Origin of the sequence: Streptomyces sp. NBC_01077, from assembly GCF_045162855.1 — a bacterium.
Classification (GTDB): Bacteria; Actinomycetota; Actinomycetes; order Streptomycetales; family Streptomycetaceae; genus Streptomyces.
The window spans coordinates 811,952-837,265 of the sequence record NZ_CP108669.1 but is presented as its reverse complement, the minus strand read 5'-3'; the positions used below and the strand labels follow the sequence as shown (position 1 = coordinate 837,265).

General features: G+C 70.5%; 22 protein-coding genes. 10 read left to right on the top strand and 12 right to left on the bottom strand.

What is annotated here, in order from left to right:
• Positions 1-35: 35 nt before the first annotated feature.
• Entirely contained in the window at positions 36-1,055 is a 1,020-nt protein-coding gene (locus tag OG462_RS03860; RefSeq protein ID WP_406054439.1) for a LacI family DNA-binding transcriptional regulator, read from the top strand.
• Positions 1,056-1,312: 257 nt separating this feature from the next.
• On the opposite strand, the gene OG462_RS03855 is transcribed toward OG462_RS03860, so the two are convergent.
• The 4 genes from OG462_RS03855 to OG462_RS03840 form a co-directional block, all read right to left on the bottom strand.
• Positions 1,313-2,704, bottom strand: coding sequence for a GH1 family beta-glucosidase (locus OG462_RS03855; RefSeq protein ID WP_406054437.1), 1,392 nt, complete (start codon positions 2,702-2,704; stop codon positions 1,313-1,315).
• Between the two features lie 35 nt (positions 2,705-2,739).
• A complete protein-coding gene (locus tag OG462_RS03850; RefSeq protein ID WP_406066346.1) occupies positions 2,740-3,579 on the bottom strand; it encodes a carbohydrate ABC transporter permease in 840 nt (279 codons plus the stop codon).
• Between the two features lie 73 nt (positions 3,580-3,652).
• The gene (locus OG462_RS03845) at positions 3,653-4,645 is read right to left on the bottom strand and encodes a carbohydrate ABC transporter permease (RefSeq protein ID WP_406054435.1); all 993 of its coding nucleotides are present in this window, start codon (positions 4,643-4,645) and stop codon (positions 3,653-3,655) included.
• 11 nt (positions 4,646-4,656) lie between these two features.
• Positions 4,657-5,961, bottom strand: a complete 1,305-nt coding sequence (locus OG462_RS03840) for an ABC transporter substrate-binding protein (protein ID WP_406054433.1) — start codon at positions 5,959-5,961, stop codon at positions 4,657-4,659.
• A 170-nt stretch (positions 5,962-6,131) separates the two neighbouring features.
• Between OG462_RS03840 and OG462_RS03835 the strand changes: the two genes are divergently transcribed.
• Complete coding sequence (locus OG462_RS03835; protein WP_406054431.1) at positions 6,132-7,439, top strand: ROK family protein; 1,308 nt, start codon at positions 6,132-6,134, stop codon at positions 7,437-7,439.
• A 22-nt stretch (positions 7,440-7,461) separates the two neighbouring features.
• Here the strand turns inward: OG462_RS03835 and OG462_RS03830 are convergent, their stop codons facing one another.
• Positions 7,462-8,157, bottom strand: a complete 696-nt coding sequence (locus OG462_RS03830) for a TetR/AcrR family transcriptional regulator (RefSeq protein ID WP_406054429.1) — start codon at positions 8,155-8,157, stop codon at positions 7,462-7,464.
• 249 nt (positions 8,158-8,406) lie between these two features.
• Here OG462_RS03830 and OG462_RS03825 point away from each other — a divergent pair, with 249 nt between their 5' ends.
• Positions 8,407-9,549, top strand: coding sequence for an FAD-dependent oxidoreductase (locus OG462_RS03825; protein WP_406054427.1), 1,143 nt, complete (start codon positions 8,407-8,409; stop codon positions 9,547-9,549).
• Positions 9,550-9,766: 217 nt separating this feature from the next.
• Here the strand turns inward: OG462_RS03825 and OG462_RS03820 are convergent, their stop codons facing one another.
• Positions 9,767-10,300 carry a pyridoxamine 5'-phosphate oxidase family protein gene (locus OG462_RS03820; RefSeq protein ID WP_406054425.1) on the bottom strand — a complete coding sequence of 178 codons (534 nt, stop codon included), beginning with the start codon at positions 10,298-10,300 and terminating at the stop codon, positions 9,767-9,769.
• A gap of 110 nt (positions 10,301-10,410) precedes the next feature.
• On the opposite strand from OG462_RS03820, the gene OG462_RS03815 reads away from it, so the two are divergent.
• Positions 10,411-11,508, top strand: coding sequence for a MerR family transcriptional regulator (locus OG462_RS03815; RefSeq protein ID WP_406066345.1), 1,098 nt, complete (start codon positions 10,411-10,413; stop codon positions 11,506-11,508).
• Between the two features lie 134 nt (positions 11,509-11,642).
• Here the strand turns inward: OG462_RS03815 and OG462_RS03810 are convergent, their stop codons facing one another.
• The 3 genes from OG462_RS03810 to OG462_RS03800 form a co-directional block, all read right to left on the bottom strand.
• The gene (locus OG462_RS03810; protein ID WP_406054423.1) at positions 11,643-13,334 is read right to left on the bottom strand and encodes a sensor histidine kinase; all 1,692 of its coding nucleotides are present in this window, start codon (positions 13,332-13,334) and stop codon (positions 11,643-11,645) included.
• A 122-nt stretch (positions 13,335-13,456) separates the two neighbouring features.
• Positions 13,457-14,275, bottom strand: a complete 819-nt coding sequence (locus OG462_RS03805) for an ABC transporter permease (protein WP_406054421.1) — start codon at positions 14,273-14,275, stop codon at positions 13,457-13,459.
• The gene (locus OG462_RS03800; RefSeq protein ID WP_406054419.1) at positions 14,272-15,240 is read right to left on the bottom strand and encodes an ATP-binding cassette domain-containing protein; all 969 of its coding nucleotides are present in this window, start codon (positions 15,238-15,240) and stop codon (positions 14,272-14,274) included. The genes OG462_RS03805 and OG462_RS03800 overlap by 4 nt, the downstream gene beginning before the upstream one ends.
• Positions 15,241-15,489: 249 nt before the next feature.
• On the opposite strand from OG462_RS03800, the gene OG462_RS03795 reads away from it, so the two are divergent.
• Positions 15,490-16,170 (top strand): response regulator, encoded by a 681-nt coding sequence (locus OG462_RS03795; RefSeq protein WP_406054417.1) that lies wholly within the window; start codon positions 15,490-15,492, stop codon positions 16,168-16,170.
• Between the two features lie 142 nt (positions 16,171-16,312).
• Here the strand turns inward: OG462_RS03795 and OG462_RS03790 are convergent, their stop codons facing one another.
• Positions 16,313-17,722 carry a purine-cytosine permease family protein gene (locus OG462_RS03790; RefSeq protein ID WP_406054415.1) on the bottom strand — a complete coding sequence of 470 codons (1,410 nt, stop codon included), beginning with the start codon at positions 17,720-17,722 and terminating at the stop codon, positions 16,313-16,315.
• 691 nt (positions 17,723-18,413) lie between these two features.
• On the opposite strand from OG462_RS03790, the gene OG462_RS03785 reads away from it, so the two are divergent.
• Positions 18,414-19,058, top strand: coding sequence for an SDR family NAD(P)-dependent oxidoreductase (locus OG462_RS03785; RefSeq protein ID WP_406054413.1), 645 nt, complete (start codon positions 18,414-18,416; stop codon positions 19,056-19,058).
• A gap of 320 nt (positions 19,059-19,378) precedes the next feature.
• On the opposite strand, the gene OG462_RS03780 is transcribed toward OG462_RS03785, so the two are convergent.
• The gene (locus OG462_RS03780) at positions 19,379-20,233 is read right to left on the bottom strand and encodes a LysR family transcriptional regulator (protein WP_406054411.1); all 855 of its coding nucleotides are present in this window, start codon (positions 20,231-20,233) and stop codon (positions 19,379-19,381) included.
• Between the two features lie 69 nt (positions 20,234-20,302).
• Between OG462_RS03780 and OG462_RS03775 the strand changes: the two genes are divergently transcribed.
• The 3 genes from OG462_RS03775 to OG462_RS03765 all read left to right on the top strand — a co-directional run bounded on the left by OG462_RS03775 (position 20,303) and on the right by OG462_RS03765 (position 23,037).
• Positions 20,303-21,187: an EamA family transporter gene (locus OG462_RS03775; protein ID WP_406054409.1), complete on the top strand. Its 885-nt coding sequence runs from the start codon at positions 20,303-20,305 to the stop codon at positions 21,185-21,187.
• Between the two features lie 684 nt (positions 21,188-21,871).
• Positions 21,872-22,363, top strand: coding sequence for a hypothetical protein (locus tag OG462_RS03770; protein WP_406054407.1), 492 nt, complete (start codon positions 21,872-21,874; stop codon positions 22,361-22,363).
• Positions 22,364-22,599: 236 nt separating this feature from the next.
• Positions 22,600-23,037 carry a hypothetical protein gene (locus tag OG462_RS03765; protein WP_406054405.1) on the top strand — a complete coding sequence of 146 codons (438 nt, stop codon included), beginning with the start codon at positions 22,600-22,602 and terminating at the stop codon, positions 23,035-23,037.
• A gap of 258 nt (positions 23,038-23,295) precedes the next feature.
• Here the strand turns inward: OG462_RS03765 and OG462_RS03760 are convergent, their stop codons facing one another.
• On the bottom strand, positions 23,296-24,228 hold the full coding sequence (locus tag OG462_RS03760) for an NADP-dependent oxidoreductase (RefSeq protein WP_406054403.1): 933 nt from the start codon (positions 24,226-24,228) through the stop codon (positions 23,296-23,298).
• A 94-nt stretch (positions 24,229-24,322) separates the two neighbouring features.
• Here OG462_RS03760 and OG462_RS03755 point away from each other — a divergent pair, with 94 nt between their 5' ends.
• Positions 24,323-25,258 (top strand): AraC family transcriptional regulator, encoded by a 936-nt coding sequence (locus OG462_RS03755; RefSeq protein ID WP_406054401.1) that lies wholly within the window; start codon positions 24,323-24,325, stop codon positions 25,256-25,258.
• Positions 25,259-25,314: the final 56 nt, after the last annotated feature.

The window sequence follows — 25,314 nt, the reverse complement described above, 5'->3', positions numbered from 1 at the left end:
TCCCACCGGACACGCGGCACCGTTAAGGTGCCTGGGTGGGGAATCGAGGACCGACACTGGAAGACGTCGCACGCGAGGCGGGGGTATCGCGCGCGACGGTGTCACGCGTCGTCAACGGCGTGCGCAACGTGGCTCCCGACATCCAGCGGAGCGTGCGCGACGCGATCGCCCGCATCGGCTACGCGCCCAACCAGGCCGCCCGTTCGCTGGTGACGCGGCGCACCGGAACCGTCGCCCTGGTGCTCTCCGCGACGGGCAGGGCCTTCGCCGCCCGGGTGTTCTCCGACCCGTTCTTCGGGCGGGTGGTGGACGGCATCCTGCCGGTGCTGCGCAAGCGCGCGATCCAACCGGTGCTCCTCGTCGCGGAGTCGGAGCAGGCCAGGGCCCAACTCGTCGAGTACCTGCGGCAGGGAGGCGCCGACGGAGCCCTGGTGGTGCCGCTCGACGAGGACGACCCGCTGCCGGCGATGCTGGTGGCAGCGGGTCTCCCCACGGTGCTGTTCGGCCGCCCCCGCGACGGGGAACGGTGCGGCTTCGTCGACCTCGACAACACCGCGGGCGCCCGTCTGGCGGCCGAGCACCTGTGGGCCACCGGCCGACGGCGCCCCGCCACCATCGCCGCACCGGTCACCGCCCCCACGGCGGGCGAACGCCTCGACGGCTTCCGGGAGGCGCTCGCCGCCCACGGAGTGACGTCGGTTCCCGTCGTGCGGGGGCGGTTCACCGTCGACAGCGGCAGGCGCGCCATGGCCAGGCTGCTGAAGGACCACCCGGAGATCGACGCGGTGTTCGCCGCGAACGACCTGATGGCTCAGGGCGCCTGCCAGTACCTGCGGGAACAGGGGGTCGACGTCCCCGGCACGGTGGCCGTCGTGGGCTTCGACGACTCGGTGGCCGCACGGAAGGCGCGGCCGCAGCTGACCACCGTGCGCCAGCCCGTGGAGCGGATGGCCGCCGCCATGGCCGGACTCCTGGTCGAGGAGCTCGACGGTGGCCGGCCCGAACCGGCCTCGAAGGTGTTCGAGCCACTGCTCGTCGTACGCGAGTCCACCTGACCCTCTCGGCGGTGGGTACGGAGGCCGACCAAGCCGATCGGCCCCGTCCCTCATGCCTCCAGAGCGTCCAGGACGGCGAGTTGTTCCGTGATGCGGCCGGCCGACCAGGTGTCGAGCCAGGCCGCGACGGCCATGGGGGCGCTCCTGCACGAGAAGCCGGGGGAGGACGGGGAGGGTGGTGCGGCGCTGCTCGACTCCGGAAGGCCGCCCCGGTGGTGCCGGGGGCGGCCTTCCGGAGGCTCACGACGGATTCCCGGTCAGCCGGAGGTCGCCTCCCGGTGGGCGCGGACGAGGTCCGCGTAGCGCCGCCCGCTCGTCTTGACGGTCCTGCGCTGGGTGGCGTAGTCGACGTGGACGAGGCCGAACCGCTTGTCGTAGCCGTAGGCCCATTCGAAGTTGTCGAGCAGGGACCAGGCGTAGTACCCGGCGAGCGGGGCGCCCTTGCGCAGGGCGCGCGCGCAGGCGGCGAGGTGCTGCTCCAGGTAGCGGGTGCGCTCCGGGTCGTGGACCGCGCCGTCGGGGCCGACGGTGTCGGGGAAGGCCGAGCCGTTCTCGGTGACGTACAGCTTCCGTATGCCGTAGTCCTCGGTGAGCCGCAGCAGGAAGGCTTCCAGGCCGCCGGCGTCGATCTGCCAGTCCATGCCGGTGCGGGGCACATCGGGGAGGCGCACCTCACGCGCGTGCGGGACGGGTCCGGTCGGGTCGTCGGCGACGGTGACCGGGAAGTAGTAGTTGAGGCCGTGCCAGTCGAGGGGGGCGGCGATGGTCTCCAAGTCCCCCGGCATTTCCGGCAGTTCGACCCCGTAGAGCTCGCGCATGTCGGCGGGGAAGCCGCGGCCGTACACCGGGTCGAGCCACCAGCGGTTGGTGTGGCCGTCCGCGCGGGCGGCGGCGGCGATGTCCTCGGGACGGGTGGAGGCGGCCTCGACGGTGGAGTGGTTGGTGACGAGGCCGACCTGGGCTCCGGGGGCGGCGGCGCGAATCGCCTGGGTGGCGAGGCCGTGCCCGAGGAGGAGGTGGTAGGAGGCGCGGACGGCTGCCGTGAGGTCGGTCAGACCGGGCGCCATCCGGCCCTCCAGGTGTCCGATCCAGCCCGAGCAGAGCGGCTCGTTGAGGGTGGCCCACTGGGTGACCCGGTCGCCGAGGCGTTCGGCGACGACGGAGGCGTACGCGGCGAGGTGTTCGGCGGTGGCCCGCTCGGTCCAGCCGCCGTGGCTGTCCTGCACCCGGTCCTGGAGGGTCTGCGGCAGGTCCCAGTGGTAGAGGGTGACGGACGGGGTGATGCCGGCGTCGAGGAGTCCGTCGACGAGCCGGTCGTAGAAGTCGAGCCCGGCCGCGTTGACGGGTCCGTCGCCGCCGGGGACGACGCGCGGCCAGGCGACGGAGAGCCGGTAGGCGTCGGTGCCGAGGCCCTTCATCAGGGCGATGTCCTCGGGCCAGCGGTGGTAGTGGTCGCAGGCGGTGTCGCCGTGGTCGCCGTTGTCGATCGCGCCGGGGACACGGGAGAAGGTGTCCCAGATGGACGGAGCCCTGCCGTCCTCGGCGACGGCGCCCTCGATCTGATAGGCGGAGGTCGCCGTGCCCCAGGCGAAGTCCGGAGGGAAGGCCTCCAGGTCGAGCGCGGTGCGGGAGTCGGTCGATTCGGACACAGGGAACCTCTTCGTGATCGGTGTGGAGAAGGGCGTCACTTGACCGCACCCGCGGTGAGGCCGGCGACGAGGTAGCGCTGGAGGAGCAGGAAGCCGACGACGACGGGGACGCTCACCACGAGAGAGGCGGCCATCACCTGGTTCCAGTACACGTCGTTCTGGGTGGCGTACCCCTGGAGACCGACGGCGAGCGTGCGCGTGGTGTCGTTGGTCATGACGGAGGCGAAGAGGACCTCACCCCAGGCGGTCATGAAGGCGTAGACGGCGACGGCGATGATGCCGGGGGACGCGGCCGGCACGATGACGCGGAACAGCGCGCTGATCGGCCCGCAGCCGTCGACCTTGGCGGCCTCGTCGAGTTCGCGCGGAATCGAGTCGAAGTAGCCGGTCAGCATCCAGATGGAGAAGGGCAGCGAGAAGGTCAGGTAGGTGAGGATCAGGCCTTCGCGGGAGCCGAAGAGGGCGATGCCGGTGGCGTTGCCGATGTTGACGTAGATGAGGAAGAGCGGCAGCAGGAAGAGGATGCCGGGGAACATCTGGGTGGAGAGGACCGTCACCGTGAAGACCCGCTTGCCGTGGAAGGTGTAGCGGCTGACGGCGTAGGCGGCGAAGATTGCGACGGCCACCGAGAGCACCGTGGCCGCGCCCGCGACGACGATCGAGTTCACGAAGTAGTCGGCGAGCGGGACGGTCTCCCAGATGTCGAAGTACGGGCGGACGGTGAGACCGGAGGGGATCCACTCGAACTTGCCCGAGACGTCCTCCAGCGGTTTGAGGGAGCTGGAGACCATGACGTACACCGGCAGCAGGACGAAGCCGGTGAGCAGGGTGAGGAAGATCCGCCGGGTCCAGAGGAACGAGCGGGGCGCCGCCATGGGGGAGCGCGGTGTCCCGCGCCGGCGCGTCTGCCCCGACGGCGGGTGCGGGACGGTCTGCCCGCGTGCGTGCTCAGACATCGGAGGTCTTCCTTCCGCGGGTGGTGAGCAGGAGGTAGACGCCCGTGACGACGAGGAGGAAGAGCAGGAGCAGCACGGACATGGCCGAGCCGGCGCCGAAGTTCCACGTCTGGAAGGACGACTGGTAGATGTGGAGCGAGATCAGGTCGGCGGCCTCGGGTGCGGCCTTGCCGAAGAGCACGAACGGCGTGTTGAAGTCGTTGAACGTCCAGAGGAAGAGGACGAGTACGAGCACCTGGTTGACGGAGCGCAGTGACGGCAGGGTGATGTGCCGGATCTGCTTCCACACGCCGGCCCCGTCGAGGGCCGCCGCCTCGTACATGTCCCGGGGGATGTTCTGCAGTCCCGCCATGACGGTGAGGAAGGCGAAGGGCCAGCCCTTCCACACGGAGACGACCAGCAGGGCCCAGAAGCTGTTGTCGCCGATGAGCCAGAAGGCGGGGCTGTCGCCGATGCCGAGCTGGTCGTGGAGGACGTGGTTGATGACGCCGTTGTCACGCTGGAACATGAAGGCCCAGGTGATGACGGCGGCGTAGACGGGCAGCGCGTACGGGACGAGGAACAGCGTCCGCAGGAAGCCGCGGCCCCGGAAGTTCTCCTGGAGGAAGATCGCGGCGGCCGTTCCGAGGAGCCAGCACAGCCCCACGGAGAGGACGGTGAACATGCACGTCGTCAGGAAGGACTTGAGGAGTGCCTGGCCGACGGGCGCGTCGAAGTCGATCGCCACGGTGTAGTTGTCCAGCGCCGACCAGGGCGCCTCGGACCAGTTCCGGATGTAGAACTGGGTGAGCTCCCTGAAGCTCATGGTGATGCCCATGAGCATCGGGACGAGGTGGACGAGGAGTTCGAGGAGCAGGGCGGGCAGGAGCAGGAGGTACGGCAGTGCGATGCGGCGACGCCCGGAGCGGCGTGGTGCGCGCGCCTCTCCGGGTGTGGCCTTGCGCACCGTCCGCTCACTCGGGGGAGTGACGGCGGTTTCGGTCATGGTGGGGCGGCCTACTTCTTGGGCATCTGCTGCTGGGCCTTTTCGAGCTTGGCCTTCACGGACTCCGTGGTGACCGGCCGGCCTGCGGCGGCGTCGGCGAAGAGTTCCTTGACCGCGGTGCCGACGACGGTCTCGAACTGTGACTCCTCGGGAACCTGCGGCAGGGCCGCGGCGCTGTTGGCGAGGGTGTCGCGGATGACGGTGAGCGACGGGTCGGCGAAGACGGGGTCCTTCTGGGCGTCCTTGACCGGCGGGACCGAGCCGTAGGCCTTGTTGAGGAGGATCTGCTCCTCGTCGCTGGTCATGAACTTCACGAACTTCAGCGCGCCGTCGAGGTTCTTGGTGTTCTTGAAGACGGCCATGTTGATGCCGGCGACCATCGAGTTGGTCTGGGTGCCCGCGCCGGGCTTGCCCGACGGAACCGGGGCGGGGACGACACCCCAGTCCTCCGGGGCCATGCCCTGGGAGGCGAAGGTCTGCTGCGGCGTCTGCCACAGGACCATGGCGGTCTTGTCCTTGGCGAAGTCGCTGAGGGACTGGTTCTGGGCGTACTCGGCGTTGCCGGGGGCGACGATCTTCTGGGCGCCCATCAGGTCGATGTACTGCTTGACGGCGGCGACGGCCCCGTCGGAGGTGAAGTCCGGCTTCCCGTCGGCGGTGAAGAAGTCGGCGCCGTGCTGCTTGCCGAGGACGAAGACCTGGTGGATGTTGTTGGAGAGGTTGGAGCCCTCGACGCCGATGCCCCACTTGCCGTTCTTGCTGATCTTCTTGCCGGTGGCGATCACCTCGTCCCAGGTGGTCGGCGGCTTGGCTATGCCTGCGTCCTTGAACAGCTGCTTGTTGTAGTAGAGCGCGTACGCCATGGAGTACAGGGGGACGGCGGCCGGGTCCTGGCCGGAGACGCCGGTGGAGCCGAGGGCGGAGCCGACGAAGCGGTCCTTGCCGCCGATGGCCTCGAAGTTCTTCGCGTCCCACGGCAGCAGCGCGCCGGTGGACTGCAGGGAGGCGCTCCAGGTGTTGCCGATGTTGAGGACGTCGGGGCCCTGGCCGGAGGTGGTCGCGGTGAGGATCCGGTTGAGCAGGTCGGACCACGGGATCACCTCCAGCTTGACCTTGATCCCGGTCTCCTTCTCGAACTGGTCGAGCTCGGGCTGCAGGACCTTCTTGTCGACCTCGAGGCTGGAGCCCTGGTTGGTGGCCCAGTAGGTGAGGGTCTTCGGCGACGCCTCGCTCCCTTCACCCCCGCCGCAGGCGGTGGCGGTGAAGGTGAGGGAGAGCGTGACGGCACCGGTGACAGCGGCTCTGATTCTGCGCATGGCTCCTGGGCCCTTTCGGGGACGAGGGGATTGCCGATGCGGTGAGCGTCTGGAGGCCTCGCCGTAACATCGGCTTAATTTAGGATGTGAGTTAAACCCCATGAGAAGGTCGCGTCAAGGCTTGTACTGCGGGTATGTTGCAACGAACGACTTCAGAGACGGGGACCAAAGTGCACGCGAGAACTGGCCGTACGGTGCGTGACCTGCGGCGCGAGAACCGCACCGCCGTTCTGCGCAGGCTGTACTTCGACGGACCGATGAGCCGGCTCATGCTCGGCCCGGCGACCGGACTCAGCTCGGGCTCGGTCAGCAACGTGGTCGCGGAACTCGTCGCGGAGGGCCTGGTCGAGGAGGCGGGCAGTGTCGACTCGGCCGGTGGACGCCCCCGCACCCTCGTGCGGATCACTCCCGCCAGCGGTTTCATGATCGGCGTCGACATCGGCGAAACCCGCATCAGGATCGAGCTGTTCGACCTCACCCTCACCGAACTCGCCCGCACCGAACGCGCGTTGGCCAGCTCCGGACCCCGTACCGCCCGCTACGACGTCGACCTCGTCGTCGCCCACCTCCGCGACGGCATCGCCGAGGTGCTGCGCGCCGCGGACGTCCCCGCCGACCGCCTCATCGGCGTCGGCGTCGGCGTCCCCGGCATCGTGGCCCGCGATGCCGAGGACGGCGCCGTCGTACACGGCCAGACCATCGGCTGGGACGCCGTCCCCTTCGAACGCCTCCTCCGCGCCGCCGTCGACCTGCCCGAAGGAGTCCCGTACTGGATCGACAACGGCGCCAAGACGCTGGGCCAGGCCGAGATGTGGTTCGGCGCCGGGCGGGGCGCGCGCAGCGCCGTGGTCGTCCTCTTCGGCTCGGGCGTCGGCGCCTGCGTGCTGACGGACCCGATGGGGCCGGGGCGGGCGATCGAGTGGGGTCATCTGACGGTACGGGTCCGGGGTCGGCGCTGCCGCTGCGGAGCCCAGGGCTGTCTGGAGGCGTACGCGGGCGCCGAAGCCCTCCTGGAACGGTGGCGCGAGGCCGGCGGGCAGCCCCCGGCCGACACGGACGAGGAAACCGCCCTGACGGCGATGCTGGCGGCGGCGTATCCGGCGGAGGCGACGGCGGATCCCGACGCGACCGCGCTCGCCGTCCTGGAGGAGACCGCCGAGTACCTGGGCGCCGGATTCGCCGACCTGATCAACCTCTTCCAGCCCGAGCGGATCCTCGTCGGCGGCTGGGCCGGTCTCCAGCTCGGCGCCCGCTTCCTGGAGAACGTGTCTGGCTACGCGAGGGAGTACGCGCTCCGGTACCCGGCCAGCCGTACCGGCATCGGCCTTGGCACCCTCGGCCCGGAGGCGGTCACCGTCGGCGCTGCCCTGCTGCCGCTGGTCGACTTCTTCGCCCAGGGAGGCCGACGGCCCGAGAGCAAGCCCGCCGCCCCCGCCCCCGCCTGGAAGTCGGCCCTCCAGGACCGGGTGTCCCCCTGAACGTGGTCTCCCGCCCGGCCGGTCAGTCTGCGGCGCGGGGGAGGGGGGTTCGGGTGATGCCGTTGATGAGGACGTCGAAGCCCCAGGACAGCCGGTCCTCGGGAGTGCCGGAGAGCAGTGCGGGCAGATGAGCCTTGATCATCGGGTGGGTGCGCCCGTCCACGGCGTGCACGGCGCGTGTCAGCGCGTCCCAGTCGTCCTGGGTCGACGGTTCACGATGCTGTGTTCCGTGCTCCGCGGCGCCCGCCGTGGCGTGCTGGAGCAGGTTGTCGACACCCCAGGCGACCTGGTCGGCGGCCGCGCCGCTGCGGGAGAGCAGACCCAGAACGCGCTCGACGAGGTTCAGATAGTTCTCGCCGCTGGGCCGCGCCACCAGAGCCGAGCGGGCCAGCTGCGGGTGATCGAACAGGACGCGGGTGTACGAGGTGAGTACAGCGACGAGCTGATCGCGCCAGCCGGCTTCCGCATCCTCGACGGCCAGATCGACCTCGCCCAGGAGTGAGTCCAGGACAGCCGCGTGCAGCTCCGCGGCGTTGGCCACATACACGTACAGCGAGGCGGGACCGGTGTCCAGCTCTTGCGCCAGACGGCGCATGGTCACCTTGTCCAGCCCTTCGGAACGCATGACCCGCACGGCGGTGTCGACGATCCCCCGCCGGGTCAGGGCGGGCTTGGCGGGGCGTTCCCGGCGGCTGATCGGTTCTCGTTCGACGTCCATCCCTCGATCGTAACGAACACGTTCGTCGCAGGTAGAGCCCCTGGTTCAGCCACACAAGCGTCCGGTCGGGACAGGCCTGCGATGCGTCGAACTTGTTCGTAACGAACATGTTCGTTACGTTGGAGGGAGTGGCACGAGAGCACATGGCCCGGAGAAGAGCGGCCGACGTTCTCCGCACACACGATGCGGGCGCCCAGGTACCCCGGGACACCGGACGGCCCGCTTCCCACGAACCCCTGGAGGCACCGCATGAGCACCCACGTACCGATCGCGATCATCGGCGGAGGCCTGGGCGGCCTCACCGCCGCCAGGGTCCTGCACGTCAACGGCATCGAGGCAGCACTCTTCGAATTCGAGGCATCAGCCGAAGCCCGTACCCAGGGCGGCATGCTCGACATCCACGAGGACACCGGACAGAAGGCCCTGCACGCCGCCGGGCTCCACGAGGGCTTCCGCGGGATCATCCACGGCGGCGGCCAGGCCATGCGCCTGGTCGGCCCCGACGGCACCGTCCACCTGTCAGAGAAGGACGACGGCTCCGGGGGCCGGCCCGAAGTGGACCGGGGAGAACTGCGCGACCTGCTCCTCGACTCGCTGCCCGCCGACACGATCCGCTGGGGCAAGAAGGCCGACGGCGCCCACCGACTCGACGACGGACGCCACGAGGTGACGTTCGCCGACGGATCCACCGTCACCACCGACCTCCTGATCGGTGCCGACGGCGCCTGGTCACGCGTCCGGCCGCTGGTATCGCCCGCCGAACCCACCTACACGGGCATCTCCTTCGTCGAGGCCGACCTGCTCGACGCCGACAACCGTCACCCGCGCAGCGCCGCGGTCGTAGGCGGCGGATTCTTCATCTGCCTCGGCGACCGACGCGGTTTCCTGGCCCACCGCGAGGCCGACGGCAGCCTCCACGTCTACACCGCACTCAGGACCGGAGAGGACTGGCTCGACACGATCGACTTCGACGACAGCGCCGCGGCCAAGGCCGTGGTCCTGTCCCACTTCGAGGGCTGGAACGACAATCTGCGCGGCCTGGTCGCCGACGCCGACGGCGCGCTCGTGCCCCGCCGCATCCACGCCCTGCCGATCGGACACCGCTGGGACCGAGTGGCGGGCGTGACGCTCCTCGGCGACGCGGCCCACCTGATGTCCCCCTTCGCGGGCGAGGGCGCCAACCTGGCCATGCTCGACGGAGCCGAACTCGGCCAGGCACTCGCCGCCCACCCCGGAGACACGGAGGCCGCCCTGGCCGCGTACGAGGCGGCGCTCTTCCCCCGCAGCGAGGAATCCGCCGCCGCGTCTGCCGCCGCACTGGAGACCATGTTCGCCGAGCGGGGCCTGGAGCAGATGATCGAGTTCTTCACCGAGGGCCCGGGAGCCGAGTGACGACCCCGATTGGGGCCTCCTCCAATTCGGCATCGAGAGCTTTACTGCCGCCCGGGCGTCGAAGGCGCCCACGAGGAGGGCGGAGTCGAGGGTCGGATCGGTTACATCCGCCGCAAGCACTCCATGCCCGTCCCCGAGGTCCCCGAGCTGAACGAGATGGTCGAAGGAACCCGCCAAGGCCGGCTGACCGCCCGGAGAATCGACCAAACGTGGCGGACTACCGGCCCGGCTTGGTCCAGAACTGACGCGGCGCGAAACCCTCGCGCCGCAGCCAGTGCTCGGTATAGACGATCCGCTCGGCCTCGATCACGACGAGAGGGCCCGACTGGGGTTCGTCGAGAGAACGTGACCGCTCGACATGGTCGGACTGCCAGCGGAATGCCGGCCAGTAGTGCGCGAAATCGGGGTCGTCCTCGGACAGTACGCGAGCCCGCCCGAAGAGCTGAGCCCCTCGGCTGCTGGCCTGTCCGACCAGCGGAGCGAAGATCCCCACCGACACACGGGGGTCGGCGGCGAGATTCCTCATCTTCGGGGAGCCGGGAGCCGTGCTGAACATCACCGCGAAGTCGAGGTGGAAGTACCGCACCGGCGTCGCGAGCGGACCCTCCGGTCCTGCCGTCGCGATCACACACATGTTCTGCGACGACAGCAGGTTGAGTATCCGTTCCTCCAAACGCTCTGGATCAAGGCGCTTCTTCGGAGACGGGCCGGCCAGCCACGGGTTTGTCACAGGCATGATCAAGTATCCCATGATCAACGAGTGTTGCTGCTTCGCATTCGGCGCCGGCTGCCGCGCGTGAGGCTCTTGACCCTCACGTGGCGTCAGGCTGCATAGTCGGTGCCGTGGAAGATCACTGGACCGTGGGACGCGTGGCCGAGCTGGCCGGAGTGAGCGTCCGCACGCTGCATCACTACGACGAGATCGGGCTCGTTCGGCCGTCGGCGCGGACCGGGGCCGGGTACCGGGCCTATTCGGCGGGCGACGTGGAGCGGCTGCGGGAGGTACTGGCCTACCGGCGGTTGGGCTTCGGGCTGCGAGAGGTTGCGGAACTGGTCGGCGACCCGTCCACCGACGCGGTGGAGCACCTGCGCCGACTGCGCGGCCTGCTGCTGGAGCGGCGTGATCGCGCTGACGCCATGGTGGCGGCCATCGACAGGGAACTCGAGGCGCGGGCGAAGGGACTGAAGGTGACACCGGAGGAGCAACTGGAGATGCTCGGTGCACGGCTGTACGACGCGATCGGCGGCGCCTACCCCGCGACACGGCGTACCGAGCCACGGATCGCCGCACAGATCTGGGACGCGCTCGGGGACGCGCAGACGGTGCTGAACGTCGGGGCCGGCACCGGCTCCTACGAGCCGGCCGATCGCGACGTGACCGCGGTGGAGCCATCGGCGGTCATGCGGGGGCAGCGGCCTGCCGGCTCGGCGCCGTGCGTGGCCGCCGCCGCGGAGAGCCTGCCGTTCGAGGACCGCTCCTTCGACGTCGCGATGGCCGTCTCCACCGTTCACCACTGGGGGGACCCGATAGCGGGGCTGCGCGAGATGCGGCGCGTGGCCCGCCGCGTGGTGGTGCTCACGTTCGACACCGACGAGCCCGGATGGCAGGACCGGTTCTGGCTCACCCGCGACTACCTGCCCGAGTTCGCCGCCGTCCTCGCAGAATTTCCCTCGCTTGCCGGGATGGCCGATGCGATCGGCGCCCGCGCCGAGCCGGTGCCCATCCCGTGGGACTGCGCTGACGGCCTGTTCGAGGCGTACTGGCGCCGACCGGGGGCGTATCTGGAGGATCACGTGCGCCGTGCGATGTCGGTGTGGACGAGGGTCGGTCCGGAGGCCGAGCAGCGGGCGGTACGAACCCTCGGCGACGACCTCGACTCCGGCCGGTGGGCCGAGCGCAACAGCGACCTGACAGACCTCGACGCGGCAGATCTCGGCCTCCGCCTGCTCGTAGCCTGAACCGCGTCGCAGCATCCCGGTGCCGCGCAGCCGGCCTCGTCATCCGCCACGACGAGACGGGGCCCCGAGCCATGCACATCCTTCACGCCGCCAAACCGTGACGGCTGCGGTTGCCGCTTCGGCGTCATCTGCGGTCAAGGCCGGTTCGCGGGCACCGTGTCCTTGGCCACCAGCGTGTCGCGGGCCCAGCAGAGCCGGTAGAGGTCGACCTGGTCCAGCAGGGCGCGGCTGGATCGGTAGAACTCGCAGGTGGTGCCGGGCGGCCGGGGCGCGGAACGGGCGTGGCCGGGCGGGTAGGGGAAGGCGTGGGCCGGGAGCAGATGGGCGAGTTCGGTGCGGGGCCGGCCGGGCTGCAGCTCGTCGAACCGGGAGGGCGGCAGCACGCTCGTCGTCAGCTGCCAGGCCAGGTAGACGGCGGAGGGCACGAGGAACGCGGCTGCGGCCACGGGGGCCGCGAAGGCGGCGACCGAACGTCGGCGGGCGTCGCGGCGGGCAGCGGCGAGCCGCCGGGCGGACTCCAGGGTCGTGACGGTGTCCGTGTGCGGATGGGGAGCCTTCTCCGCCGGCTCGGGGGACCGGCCGTGCGTCCCCCGGGTCCATACGGGCATCCTGAGCCCCGTTCGGGTCGTCGGCGCCGATGAGGCGGAGCGGAATGGGGGCTGGTGCGGGAGGACGGCGGTGACGTGGAACCCGCCCTGGTACGGGCCGGTCCGCAACGAACCGCCCAGGACCGTGACCCGCTCCCGAAGACCCGTCAGACCCCGCCCACCGGCACGGGGCGACGGACCCTCCGCCGGGTGCGCCGGCCCGTCGGCCGGCGGGGCTGTGCTCACGATGCTCACCCTGGTTCGGTCGGCTTCGTGCGTGATCCCGACCTTCACGGATCCGCCCGGCGCGTGCTTCACGGAGTTGGTGAGAGCCTCCTGCACCACGCGGTACATCCCGCGTTCGACCAAGGGCGAGAGCGCGGGCACTTGCCCGCGCCTCTCCCACCGCACCGGGACCCCCGAGGCAATGGCTCGGCCGAGGAGGTCCTCGACCGTGTCCCCGACGGGCAGGGCCGCGCCCGTTCCTGGTGGATCGTGCAGGACGGCGACGGTCTCCCGCAGTTGTTCGACGGCGTCCGCGATCGTCCCGCGCAGCTCGGCGAGGTCGGTGCGGTCGCGGTCGGTGAGGTCGGGGGAGAGTTCCAGGGCCCCGGCGCGCAGGGCGACCAGGCTCAGGGCATGGCCGAGGGAGTCGTGCATGTCGGCTGCGATGTCGGCGCGTTCGGTCAGCCGTGCCCGCTCCGCGACCAGGTGCTGCCGCTCTTCCAGGCTCCGGGCCAGCCGCCATCCGTCCCGTACGAGTTCGCGTCGGCCTCGCCAGTGGCGTCCGGCCAGCCACGGAAGCAGGAGGGCGGCGGGCAGCACGGTCAGCGCGTAGAACCACCACACGGCCTGCGTCCGCAGCACGGCGCACGTCACGAGATCGACCGCGAGGCACGCGGAGAGCACCAGGAGCGGGCGCCGTGCCGCGGCGACCCGGGCGCCCAGCAGACAGCTCAGGACGGCCAGCGACAGGACGTGGGCGTTGGCGGGGGTCGCGGAGTCGGCCAGGCCCAGCGCGCACAGCCCGTTGACGAGGACGACGGCGGCCCCCGGTCGACGGTGGGACAGCGGCACGGCCACCGCCAGGACGGCCAACGGGAGGAACAGGTCCAAGGGCGGCGAGGCAGCGCCCGCGTCCCGGAACCCGTAACCGGTCGCGGCGGCGAGGACGCCCCACAGGGCCACGTCGCCGAACACGGACCTGGCCGGGGGCAGGGGTATGCGCCTGTGTGGCATGGTGCGTCGACCATCCTTCCGATGGATGTCCTGACCTCGCCCGGTCGATTCTGCGGGACGGACCCGGACGCCCGACGATGCGGTGTGTACCGGGAGGCGTCCGGGCCGGTTCCGACGCAGGGTCAGGCGTCCCGGCGGCGCAGCACGTACAGGCCGACCAGGTGCGCCGCAGCGGCCCACGCCGCCACGATCAGGACCGCCGTCGCCGGCGTGTGCGGGGCCTCGGCGCCGACGCGCATGAAGTGGTCTCCCGCTCCGTGCGGCAGTTGGTCGTTGACGGCCGCGAGCGTCGGGCTGCCGAGCCCCAGGAGCATGCTCGGCAGTGCCCACAGGAGCGTGACGAGCACCGCGAGCGCACCGGCCGGGTGGCGCGTGGCGAAGGCCACCCCGACGGTCAGCACGGCAACCAGGCCCTGGTAGACGCCGACGGCCAGGACCTGCCCGAGGGCCGTGGCGGCCTCGAAGGAGGCTCGTCCGCCGAACGGCCCCCAGGCCACCGCCGTGCCCACGACGGCGAACACGGTACCGGCGACGAACGCGACCACCCCCGCCACCAGCGCCTTCGCCGCTTGGACCCGATGACGCCGGGGCACCCACAGCAGTGAAGCCCGCACACTCCCCGTCGAGTACTCGGAGGTCACCGTGACAGCGGCCATGACGACGACGGCGAATTGGACGAGGACGGCGGAGGAGGCCGCCGCGTTCCCGACGGGCTCGACGGGGTGCCCGTTGATGCGGGCGATCGAGGCGTAGTAGAAGGTGAAGACTCCGGTGATCGCGAGGCCCGCCAGGAGGCAGAAGTAGGGGGCCCGGACGGACCACAGTTTGGTCCACTCGCAGGCGACCGCCCCGGCCAAGCCACCGGACGTGCCTCGGCCCGGGGTGTCGGGCACGACCCTGGACAGGTCCGTCCGCTCGCCGGGTGTCGTGGTCGTGGTCACTGTCGTCCCCCTTCGTGCGGCGCGGCAGCCACGTCGGTCGTGTCCGTGCCGCTGCCCGTCGCGTACTCGACGCTGGTCGCAGTCAGGTCCATGTACGCCTGCTCCAGCGAGACCCGTACGTCGCTCAGTCGGTGCAGCCGGACCTGGCAGTTGTGGGCAAGGTCGCCGATCTCGGCAGCGGTACGGCCCTCGACGGTGAGTTCGCCGGACGCGAGCGTCTCGACACTCACCCCGGGCGCAGTCATCAGGCGACGGACCAGTGTCGCCCGCTCCCCGGGGTCGGGCACCACGGCGCGCGCCGACGGGGGAGAGGCGGCGGCGAGGAACTCCGTCATGGAGGTGTCACTCAGCAGTCGGCCCCGTCCGATGACGACGAGATGGTCGGCCGTCAGCTGCATCTCGCTCATCAGGTGACTGGAGAGGAACACGGTGCGTCCTTCCGCCGCCCGGTCGCGGACGAGCCGGCGGATCCACCGCACACCGTCCGGGTCGAGGCCGTTGACCGGCTCGTCCAGCACGAGCACCGGCGGATCGCCGAGCAGGGCGCCCGCCACCCCGAGCCGCCCGCTCATGCCGAGCGAGTACGTGCCCGCCGGCCGGCGGGCCGCCTTGGTCAGACCCACCGTCTCCAGCACCTCGTCCACGCGGCGTACCGGGATGCCGTTGGCCCGGGCCTGGGCGACGAGGTGCGCGCGGCCGGAACGGGCAGGGTGGACGGCCCGGGCGTCCAGCATCGCGCCGACCGCGCACAGCGGCCGTCGCAGGTCCGCGTAAGGCCGGCCGGCGATCAGGGCCCGCCCTCGGGTGGGGTGGTCCAGGCCCAGGATCATGCGCATCGTGGTGGACTTCCCGGCCCCGTTGGGGCCGAGGAAACCGGTCACGCGGCCGGCCCGGACGTCGAATGTCAGCTCGTCGACGGCGAGGGTGTCGCCGTAGCGTTTGGTCAGTCCTCGAAGGGTGATCACGGAGTTCCTTCGTGTCGGTCGCGGAACGCGGAGGTCGACGGCGGGGGCGTGCCGACCGACGGACGGTGCTCGGCCCGGGGGCGGCCACCGCGTTTCCCGTACGGAAGCGACGCTAGAAGTCAGCGGAGCCGGCGCCCATCGGTCGAACGGCAGCGGCATCCTGACCTTCGTCAGGGGTGTGCTCCGACCTGGGGCTGATCTGTGGAGCTCGCCGTTCGCACGGTGGTGCGTCGGCCGTAGGCTCGCCGCGTGGAAGCGACGACAGCGAACGGTCGACCGGTCCGGGTCCTGGTGGCCGACGACGAGGCGATGGTCCGGGCGGGTGTGCGGGCCATCCTCGCCAGGGACCCGCACGTCGACGTGGTCGCCGAGGCGGGTGACGGGCACGAGGCCATCGCGCTGACCCGCCGACACCGGCCGGACGTGGTCCTGTTGGACATCCAGATGCCCGGCATGGACGGGCTGGCGGCAGTGACGCGGCTTCACCGAGAGCTGACGGGGGTCGGCGTGATCATGCTGACGACCTTCGGTCAGGACGAATACGTCACCCGCGCCCTGGAAGAGGGCGCCGACGGCTTCCTGCTGAAGGCGGACGACCCGAGGGAACTGCTCAACGGGGTACGGGCGGTGGGAGCCGGCGGGGCCTACCTGTCTCCGCGAGTGGCCGGCCGGGTCATCGCAGGGTTGCGGGCGCACCGGGCGGCGCATCCCCACCGCTCGCTGGAGAGGCTGACGGAACGGGAGCGCGAGGTGCTGGCCGGACTCGGGACGGGGCTGTCCAACGCGGAGATCGCGACCCGGCTCCACCTGGTCGAAGGGACGGTGAAGGCGCACGTCAGCGCGGTGCTCGCGAAATTGGGCGCGCGCAACCGGGTGGAGGCGGCGATCTCCGCGTACGAGGCCGGGCTGGTCCCGCCATGCCCCCGCTGACTCGGTGTCAGCGCGCCACCCTCCCGCCGCGCCAGGGCGTGTGGTGGGACTTGGACGACGACGCGTCGGGCCGAGCGGTCGCACCGCTCTCGCCCGACGCCCCCGCCCTGTGGGCGGATGTCGTGCCTGTGATGAGTACGGGTCAGCCGACGGGCGCAGCCGTGTCACCGGCCTCGGCGACGACCGGGTGGACGGTCTCGGCGGGCGGATCGGCGGTGCGCCGCACCCACAGCCAGTACAGGGCTGCGGTCACCACGAGCCCGACGATCCACGAGATGTCGGCGCCGTCGAGCCTCTTGGTGATCGCGCCGGTGTACAGCTTGGTGGCCAGGAACGGGATCTGGACGGCGACGCCTACGACGTAGCAGGTCAGAGCGGTGACGTTCCATCGGCCGTAGCGGCCGTTCGGGTCGTACAGGGCGGGGATGTCGACGCGTTCGCGGGAGACCAGGTAGTAGTCGACCAGGTTGATCGCGCTCCACGGGGTGAACACCATGAGGATCAGGAGTACGAAGTTCTTGAAGTTGTTCAGGAAGTCGTCGCTGGCTGCCAGCGCGATGACCATCGACACCGCGGTGAAGCCGACGATGTAGGCGGCACGGGCGGCGGCCGAGATGCGCGAGCGGCCGTCGAACGCGGTGACGGTGGTCAGGATCGACATGAAGCCGCCGTACGCGTTGAGGCAGTTGACCGTCAGCTTGCCGACCACGATCACCAGGTAGATGAGGAAGGCGAGGACCGCGGGCCCGGCCAGGTCGCCGAGGAAGCCCACCTGGTCGCTGAGGAAGGTCTTTCCGGCGACGGCGGCGGTGAGCGCCCCCAGCGTCATGGCCCACTGGGAGCCGATGACGGAGCCGGCGAACGTGGACCAGAACGTCGCACGCGTGCTGGTGTCGCGTGGCAGGTAGCGCGAGTAGTCGGCGACGTACGGGCCGAAGGTCAGCTGCCATCCGGCGCCGAGCCCTACGGCGAGGAGGAAGGTGGCCGTCTCGAAGCCCTTGTTCCCGACGTGCGCGCCGACGTCGTACTGCGTGAACAGCCGCACCAGCAGGTAGCCGAGGCCGAGTACGCCGACGATGGTGGCGATGCGGCCGGCGATGTGGATGAGCTGGTAGCCGGTGACCGCGACCACGGCGGTCAGCGCGCCGAAGACGAGGATGCCGGCGTCCGTGTTGTCGATGTGCAGCATCTCGGACAGCGCCTGGCCGGCCAGGACACTGCCGGTCGCGGCGAAGCCGAGGTACATGAGGATCACCAGAAGCAGCGGCAGGACCGCTCCGTGGACGCCGAACTGCGCGCGGCTGGAGATCATCTGGGGGACGCCGAGCCGCGGTCCTTGCGCGGAGTGCAGCGCCATCACGATGCCCCCGAGCAGGTTGCCGAGCAGCAGCGCGGGTATCGCCCACAGCGCGTCGGCGCCGAAGACGACGGACAGTGCGCCGTCGACGATCGCGGTGATCTGCATGTTGGCGCCGAACCACAGCGTGAACTGGCTACGCGGCGTGCCGTGCCGCTCGGCGTCAGGGATGACCTCGATGGTGCGCGTCTCCATCGAGAGTCGCTCCCCGGGGGCGTGCTGGACTGGCATGGTGGAGACCTCTCCCCGCAGCGATTCCGGTCTGTCCGGACGAACCGCAGACGCTGACCCGTGCTGCGTGCGCCGAATCTCGCATAGGGTTGAACAGGTATCAAGATCCTGAATGGAAATTTTCAAAACGATCGTCCCGCTGCCGAACCGGCACCTCGTACCCCGGTCAGCCGCAGGCTGAGGTTGCAATACCCGATGTGGATCTCGCGTGCGTCGCCGAGGGTGCCGTCGTGCGAGTGCAGCTCCCTGCAGTCGTTGTCGTAAGTGGCCCAGTCGCCTGCGGAGAGCCGTTGCCCGACGACGGCGACGTCGGTGTGGATGCCCAGGGCGCGGGCAGGGATCGCGGCGGGGATCCGGTAGCGAGCTGGACGAGTGCGGTGCTGCGGGCCTGGTCGGGTCGGATGCCCAGCTCGTTCAGCCGCTGCGTCAGCGGTGTGGTGCTGATCGGGCGTCCGGGCCGGCCGCCGGGGAAGAGCCGTGGAGACGGAGCCAGGGCGTCGATGGCCGCGTGACGAAGAGTTCCCCTACAACGTGCCGGAGGAGCTCGTCCGGTGGCTGGAACTGGTCGAGAGTGTCTTCCCCCCCGGGGGGGAAGACATGGCGGCTGAAGGGAGTTGACCTTCCTGTCGTTGCACTGCAGGGAGAGGGAGTGGTCATGGCGGGTGTGGTGGTCGTGGGGGCGGGGCCGGGGATCGGGCAGGCAGTGGCCCGGCGGTTCGCGCGGGAGGGGCTGCCGGTCGCCGTGATCGCGCGGACGAAGGAGACGGTGGCGGCGGCGGCTGAGTTCATCGGTTCTCTGGGCGTGCGGGTGGTGTCCCTCACCGCCGATGCTGCCGACGAGGCTGCCCTGCGTGCCGCTCTCGACACTGCCGTCGGTGAGCTCGGCGAACCTGATGTCGTGGTCTACAACGCGGCCGTCATCCGGCCCGACACCGTCGGTGAACTCCCGCTCCGCGAGCACCTGGACACCTACGCGGTCAACGTCCTCGGCGCCCTCACCGCCGCCGCGCACATCCTGCCCGGGATGGCACGGCGCGGGAGGGGAACCTTCGTCGTCACCGGCGGGATGCCCGAGATGAAGTCGCAGTACGTGAGTCTGTCGCTGGGCAAGGCCGGGGTGCGGGCTCTGGTCGAACTGCTTGACGCGGAGTACGGGCCGTCGGGTGTGCACGTCGCCACGGTCACCGTCGGCGGAGCCGTCGCGCCCGGGACGGCGTACGACCCCGACGACATCGCCGAGCACTACTGGCGTCTGCACGCCCAGCCGCACGGCCAGTGGGAGCGCGAAGTGCTCCACTGAGCATGCCTCGCACCCGCCGGTCGCCGTGCGGCCGGCGGCTCTCACCCCGGCCGCACGATCGCCCGCGACTCGCTGCAGGCGTACATCGCGTGTACGAGGCGGTGTCCCAGCCCCGCCCCGCTCTGCCTGAGGCCGCTGAAGGGAGCCGGCGTGTTGCGGCCGACGGTGTCCATGTCGGCGGCGGGGGAAGGTCTGGTGTGCCGGTTTCTGTACAGGTCGCCGCGGGGTCGCTCCCTGCTCAGGCTCGGCGTGTGGGCGGAGGCGCACACGGTCATCGTCGGTGACGTCCCGGGCCGCCCTCGTCCGTGTCCGGGGTCCTGTCACGCCTCGCGGTAGAGGGCGGTGAGCAGTTCGATCACGGTCTGGGCCGCCGGGTGGGGGTCGTCCCGCCACCAGGCCAGCCGTACGGCGACCGGCTCGGCGTCGCGCACCGGGCGGTACACCACGCCGGGCCTGCGGTACTGGCTGGCGGTGGCCTCCGCGCTCATGCCCATGCGGCGGCCGGTGGAGATCGCGGTGAGCCAGTCGTCCACGTCGTACGTGTCCTCGGTCGCGGGGCGCGAGTCCGGCGGCCACAGCTCTGGTGTCGTGGTGCCGGTGCGCCGGTCGATCAGCAGCGTGTGGCCGCTCAGGTCCGCCAGACGCAGAGACCGGCGCCTGGCCAGCGGGTCGTCGGCGGCCATCGCGCACAGCCGCCGTTCGAGCCCCACGATCGCCGAGTCGAAGCGGCGGTCCTCCAGAGGTCTGCGCAGCACGGCCAGGTCGCACGAGCCCTCCGCAAGCCCGGCGGTCGCCGAGTTGACCCGGACCATGTGCAGCTCGGTCTCCGGATGCGCCGCCGCCCACCGGCGCTGGAAGGCCGGGGTGTGGCGGCCGAGGGCCGACCAGGCGTAACCGATCCGCAGGACGTGCTGCCCCGCCGCCGCCTCCCGGACCAGCTCGTCCGCCGCCGCGAGCACCCGCCGCGCGTGTGTCACCACGCGCACCCCGGCACCCGTCGGGGTCACCGACCGGGAGGTGCGCCGCAACAGCCGTACACCGAGCGCTCGTTCGAGTGACGCCAGGGTCCGGGAGACAGCCGCCTGCGAGACGCCGAGCGCCAGAGCGGCGTCGGTGAAGGTGCCCTCGTCGACGATCGCGACGAGACAGCGCAGCTGCCGCAGTTCCACATCCATGACTCCAGCGTATAGATCTCATGCGCACATGCATTTTGTGCAAGAACCGTCCGGCGCCACGATCGGCCCATGCAAACAGCCCCGGCCGGACCTGCCCCGGCGACGCGTACCGAGCCGACGCACCGCACCTCCCCGGCCGGTGTGGCCGCCATGCTCGGCAGCGGCCTGTCCAACCAGATCGGCGCCGCGACCGGCTCCCTCGCCTTCCCCGTCCTGGGACCCGTCGGGGTCGTCGCGGTCCGCCAGTACGTCGCCGCCGCCGTGCTGCTGACCGTCGGCCGGCCCGCACTGCGGAGCTTCACCTGGCGGCAGTGGCGGCCCGTCATCCTGCTCGCGGTCGTCTTCGGCACGATGAACCTTTCCCTCTACACCGCCATCGACCGCGTCGGCCTCGGGCTCGCCGTGACCCTTGAGTTCCTCGGCCCGCTCGCCATCGCCCTGGCCGCCACCCGCCGCCGGGCCGACGCGCTGTGCGCCGTCATAGCGGCAGCCGGGGTCGTCACCCTCATGCGCCCGCAGCCCTCCACCGACTACGTCGGGATGGGCTTCGGCCTGCTCGGGGCCGTCTGCTGGGCGTCGTACATCCTGCTCAACCGGACGGTCGGCAGCCGCGTCCCCGGCGCGCAGGGGAGTGCGGCCGCCGCGCTGCTGTCCGCCTTGATGTTCCTGCCGGTCGGGCTCTACGTCGTGCTGCGCCACCCGCCGACAGTCGCGTCCCTCGGATACGCCGTCGCGGCCGGCGTCCTCGCCTCGGCCGTGCCGTACCTGGTGGACCTGTTCACGCTGCGCCACGTGCCGGCCGCCGCCTTCGGCCTGTTCATGAGCGTCAACCCCGTGCTCGCGGCCCTGGTCGGCTGGATCGGGCTCGGACAGGGCCTCGGCTGGACCGAAGGGGCCGCCATCGGAGCCGTAGTCGGTGCCAACGTCCTCAGCATCCTCACCTCACGCCGCTGACCCCCCGGAACCAACCGTCGTCAACCCGGGCTTTCACCCTGGTCGCGATGCGGTCGCTCGTCGAGGCGGTGACGGTCGGCTTGGCAGACTCGGCGGTCCCCCAGCTGAGTCGCCCGGTCGGTGGTACGCCCTCCACGTGCCCCACACCCCGGTGTGGGGCACAGCGCGTTCCCAGGCCAGAGGCCACGGGGCGGGGCTGCGGTCTTGCAGGACTCGGCGTATACCTCCTGCACCAGCCGAACATCGACTCCCTCCACACCTGTGAGGTGGTTCTGCGGCGGCCGCCCTCCCCTCACGGGAAGAGGCAGCCGGCGGCCGCCCTCCCCCTCACGGGAAGAGACAGGCGACTTACAACTGTGGAGCGCAGGCCATCAGTTGACGCTGGTGACGGCCGATATGCATCCTCCTCAATTCTTGCTCAGAAGAAGGCTCATTTCTCCCTTGTCAACCGTGAACAAGGTTACGGTCTCTGTGCGCGCAGCCACCTCACTGACCTGACAGGTGGACTCACAATCAGTCTTAACGCGGGGGAGATATGCGTTTTACAGCACAAGGGGCTGTCGTCCCGGTGTTCGCTCTGGCTCTGCTGAGCAGCTTGGCTTCTCCGGCCCACGCGGCAAGCGCGGAACCGGGGCCCATGACCACTCCGGCGGAGGTCGGGCGGCGCTGCTGGGAGATGAGCTCGTGACGGCGCTACGCAAGCCACTGACCGCGATCGTCCCCCTCGCCCTCTGTTCGCTCCTGGCGGCCGGCTGTACCGACGGCGCGACGCCGTCGGGCAATCCGTCGGAGTCGGCGACGGGGAAGCCGACGGCGACGCAGTCACCCCAAGGGGAAAGCGAGGAAGACCTCGGCAAGCGTGCCAAGGCCGCGCTGGAGACGGTCTCGCCGGATGACCCAGAGTTCGTGGCATCCGGACTGGAGCGGGTTCGGGAAGGCATGCACACTGTCTCCCCGCTCAAGAAGCGCGGGGCCTACAAGGTCTCCGTGGTTTGTGTCGGCACGGGAACCGTGAAGGTCTCCATTGCGGACAAGGCGCCGCAGTCCGTGCCGTGCGACGGAGTATCTGCAGGGCAGCGGGTCGAAAACGCTCCAGCGCAATTGCCGGTTCATATCGCTGCGGTGGCCGGAGCCACGGGCATGGTCGCCTGGCAGATCACCTCCCTGCCGTCCTGACAGCGGCACTTCGACGGGGCCTGCTCACCCACCTCAAGGTGGGTGAGCAGGCCCTGTCTTCGGTTGACGTGGCCTTCGATGACACCGGAGTTCCAGGGCAAGGTGAGGCCTGGCCTTGGCCGCTTCCTCGGCGCGAGCTCGGGAAGCCTGCTCCCCTGCGCGCGGTGGGGATGGTCCCCACAGCGCGTGGGGAAATGCGTGTCTCTGCAGCTGACCGCGCATCTAACCTGTGGCGCATGCATCAGCCCCGAAGGCGCGACCGGCGTCTTGCTCGCCGTGTGCCACCGGAGCGGACCCGACGCCAGGATTCGCAGTTCGCTGTCGCGGGGGCTGATGTCGTGGTGGTCGGGTACTTCTCCGCGAAGGAGAAGGACTTCGTAGCGCTCATGGCGTCGGCCGCCACAGAGCTGGCAGCGCGTGGCGCTCGGGTCGTCGGGCAGATCGTGCAACGACGGGGCGTTTCGGACGGTGGGGTTCAGAAGATGGGTTTGCCCTTTTCCTCTCGGACTCTGCTGAGCTATGGGAAGGTCCGTGAGGTGGCTCATGCCTGCGAGCAGGCCGACGCTGACGCAGTGATCTTCGTGGCATCCATGACCGAGCGCCAGCAGCGCACATTGGCAGCGATATTCGGCTGCCCCGCAGTGAGTCTCTCCGCGATCCTCGCTGGTGACTGACCAGACACACTCCAAGCGGGCTTTGAACAGGACCAGAACACTCCTGGTCCCCGCACCCACGGGGATGGCCTCGACTTTGCGCTGAACAGCTGCTGGGCCGCGGGCTGTTCCCCACCCTCGCGGCGGGGCGCTTCCCACCGGTGTGGAAACGGTTCCCCGTTCGATGTGGTTCGGGCGACAACACGGTCTGTTGCCCGCGGCTGTGTGTGGGGGCTCGCCCTGGTGGTGACTCGCGGGAGTCGAGATCGCCGGCCGGGCTCAGGGGATGACGATGACCTTGCCGCGGATCCGGCCGGATTCGCTGAGGCGGTGGACGTCGGCGAGGTCTGCCAGTGGACGTGACTCGCTGATGTCGATGCTGAGCGCGGCCGCGTCGACGAGTTCCACGAGCGCCGTGAGATGTGCGACGTCGTTGCGGGCGACGATGTGCATCGCGCTCACCTCGGCATCGGCAGCCGGTTCGATCGGGGTGGCGATCGAGATGATCCTCCCGCCCGGCCGCACCAGAGGCGCCAGAGCAGCGGCGTCCGATGGGCTCAACGGGACCAGATTGAGCAGAGTGTCCACCGGGTCGTCGAGCGTGGCGCCCACCGGCCCGGCGGTGTAGTCGATCACTCGGTCCGCCCCCTGCCTCAGGACCGCCTCGGTGCTCCGCGGACCGGCCGTGGCGATCACCTCAGCCCCCGCGTGCTTGGCAAGCTGTGTCACGAAGCCTCCGACGCCGCCACCCGCACCGTTGACCAGCACCCGCTGACCGGCGGCCACCTTCCCGTGTTCGAACACCGCCTGCCAGGCCGTCAGGCCGGCCAGGGGAAGGGCCGCGGCGTGTGCGAGAGGGATGGACGTCGGCGCCGCGACCAGCACGTGGGCGGGCGCCCGGACGTACTCGGCAGCCGCACCCCCGCTCTCGAGCCGCCCGATGACCCGGTCGCCGATGGCGAAGCCCTCCGTCCCCGCGCCGATCTCGGCCACGGTGCCGGCGACGTCCCAGCCGAGCGTGTAGGGCAGGTCCACGGGGAAGAAAGCCCGCAGCATTCCGGCGCGCAGAGCGGCCTCGGTGGGATTGAACGAGGTCGCTGCGACATGGATGAGCACTTCACCGAAGGCGGGTTGGGAACGGGGAACGGCTTCGTGGCGGATCACGGAGGTGTCGCCGTACTCGTGGATACGCGCGGTCTTCATCATCGTCATGCCGCGAATCTACGGACCGCACATGGAGACGATCCATGCGTCAGGCCGCCCAGTTCATACGCGTACGTCTCGCACCCACCCCTACGCTCAGCACATGGATGTACTCAGCGACGTGGTCGCGGTGACACGGACCGGCCGGCCCCGGTCGGCGCACGTGCGGTGGCATGCCCCGTGGGGACAGGAGTTCACTTCCGTCCCGGGGTCGGCGGGCTTCCAGGTGATCCTGCAGGGTTCCTGCTGGCTGCTGCCTCCCGACGCGGAGCCCGTCCAACTGGGCGAGGGGGACGTGGTGTTCCTTCCCCACAGCAGCGGGCACACCCTGACCGACAGCCCCGGAACCCCAGTGACAGCCCCTGCCTGTGGCCCCGACGACCATGGGCTGCACGACGCCTACGCCTCGGACAGCGTCGATCGGAGCGGAGGCGGCGGTCCGGTCACCGTGGTGCTCTGCGGGGCCTACCAGCTCGACCCGTCCCGCACCCACCCGCTGTTGCTGACTCTCCCGGACCTGATCCACTTGCCGGCACACTCGGACCGTCATCCCGAGTTGCGCGCAGCCGTGGCACTCCTGGCCGCCGAGCTGGAGAACCCGCGCCTGGGCACGGACGCGGCCGTCCCCGCGCTCCTGGACACACTGCTGCTGTACATCCTGCGCATCTGGTTCAACGAACAGCCTGCCCGAGAAGGCGCCACGGGATGGGCCGCCGCACTGAACGACCCGCCTGTCACCGCCGCCCTCCACGCCATCCACCGAGACCCGGCGGCACCCTGGAGCGTGGCGAAACTCGCCGCGGAGGCCGGGCTCTCCCGGGCACCCTTCGCCAGACGCTTCGCCATGCTGATCGGCCAACCGCCCCTCGGCTACCTGACCTGGTGGCGAATGACCACGGCAGCGCGCCTGCTACGGACATCGGACGCACCGCTGAGATCCATCGCCGCCCAAGTGGGCTACACATCCGAGTTCGCCTTCGCCAACGCGTTCAAGCGCACGCACGGGACCGCACCCGGCGGGTACCGGCGCAAGAGCTGATCCGCCAGCGCCAGACCTGAGCACGTTGAGAGCCTCTGTCGCTGATCTCGCGACGC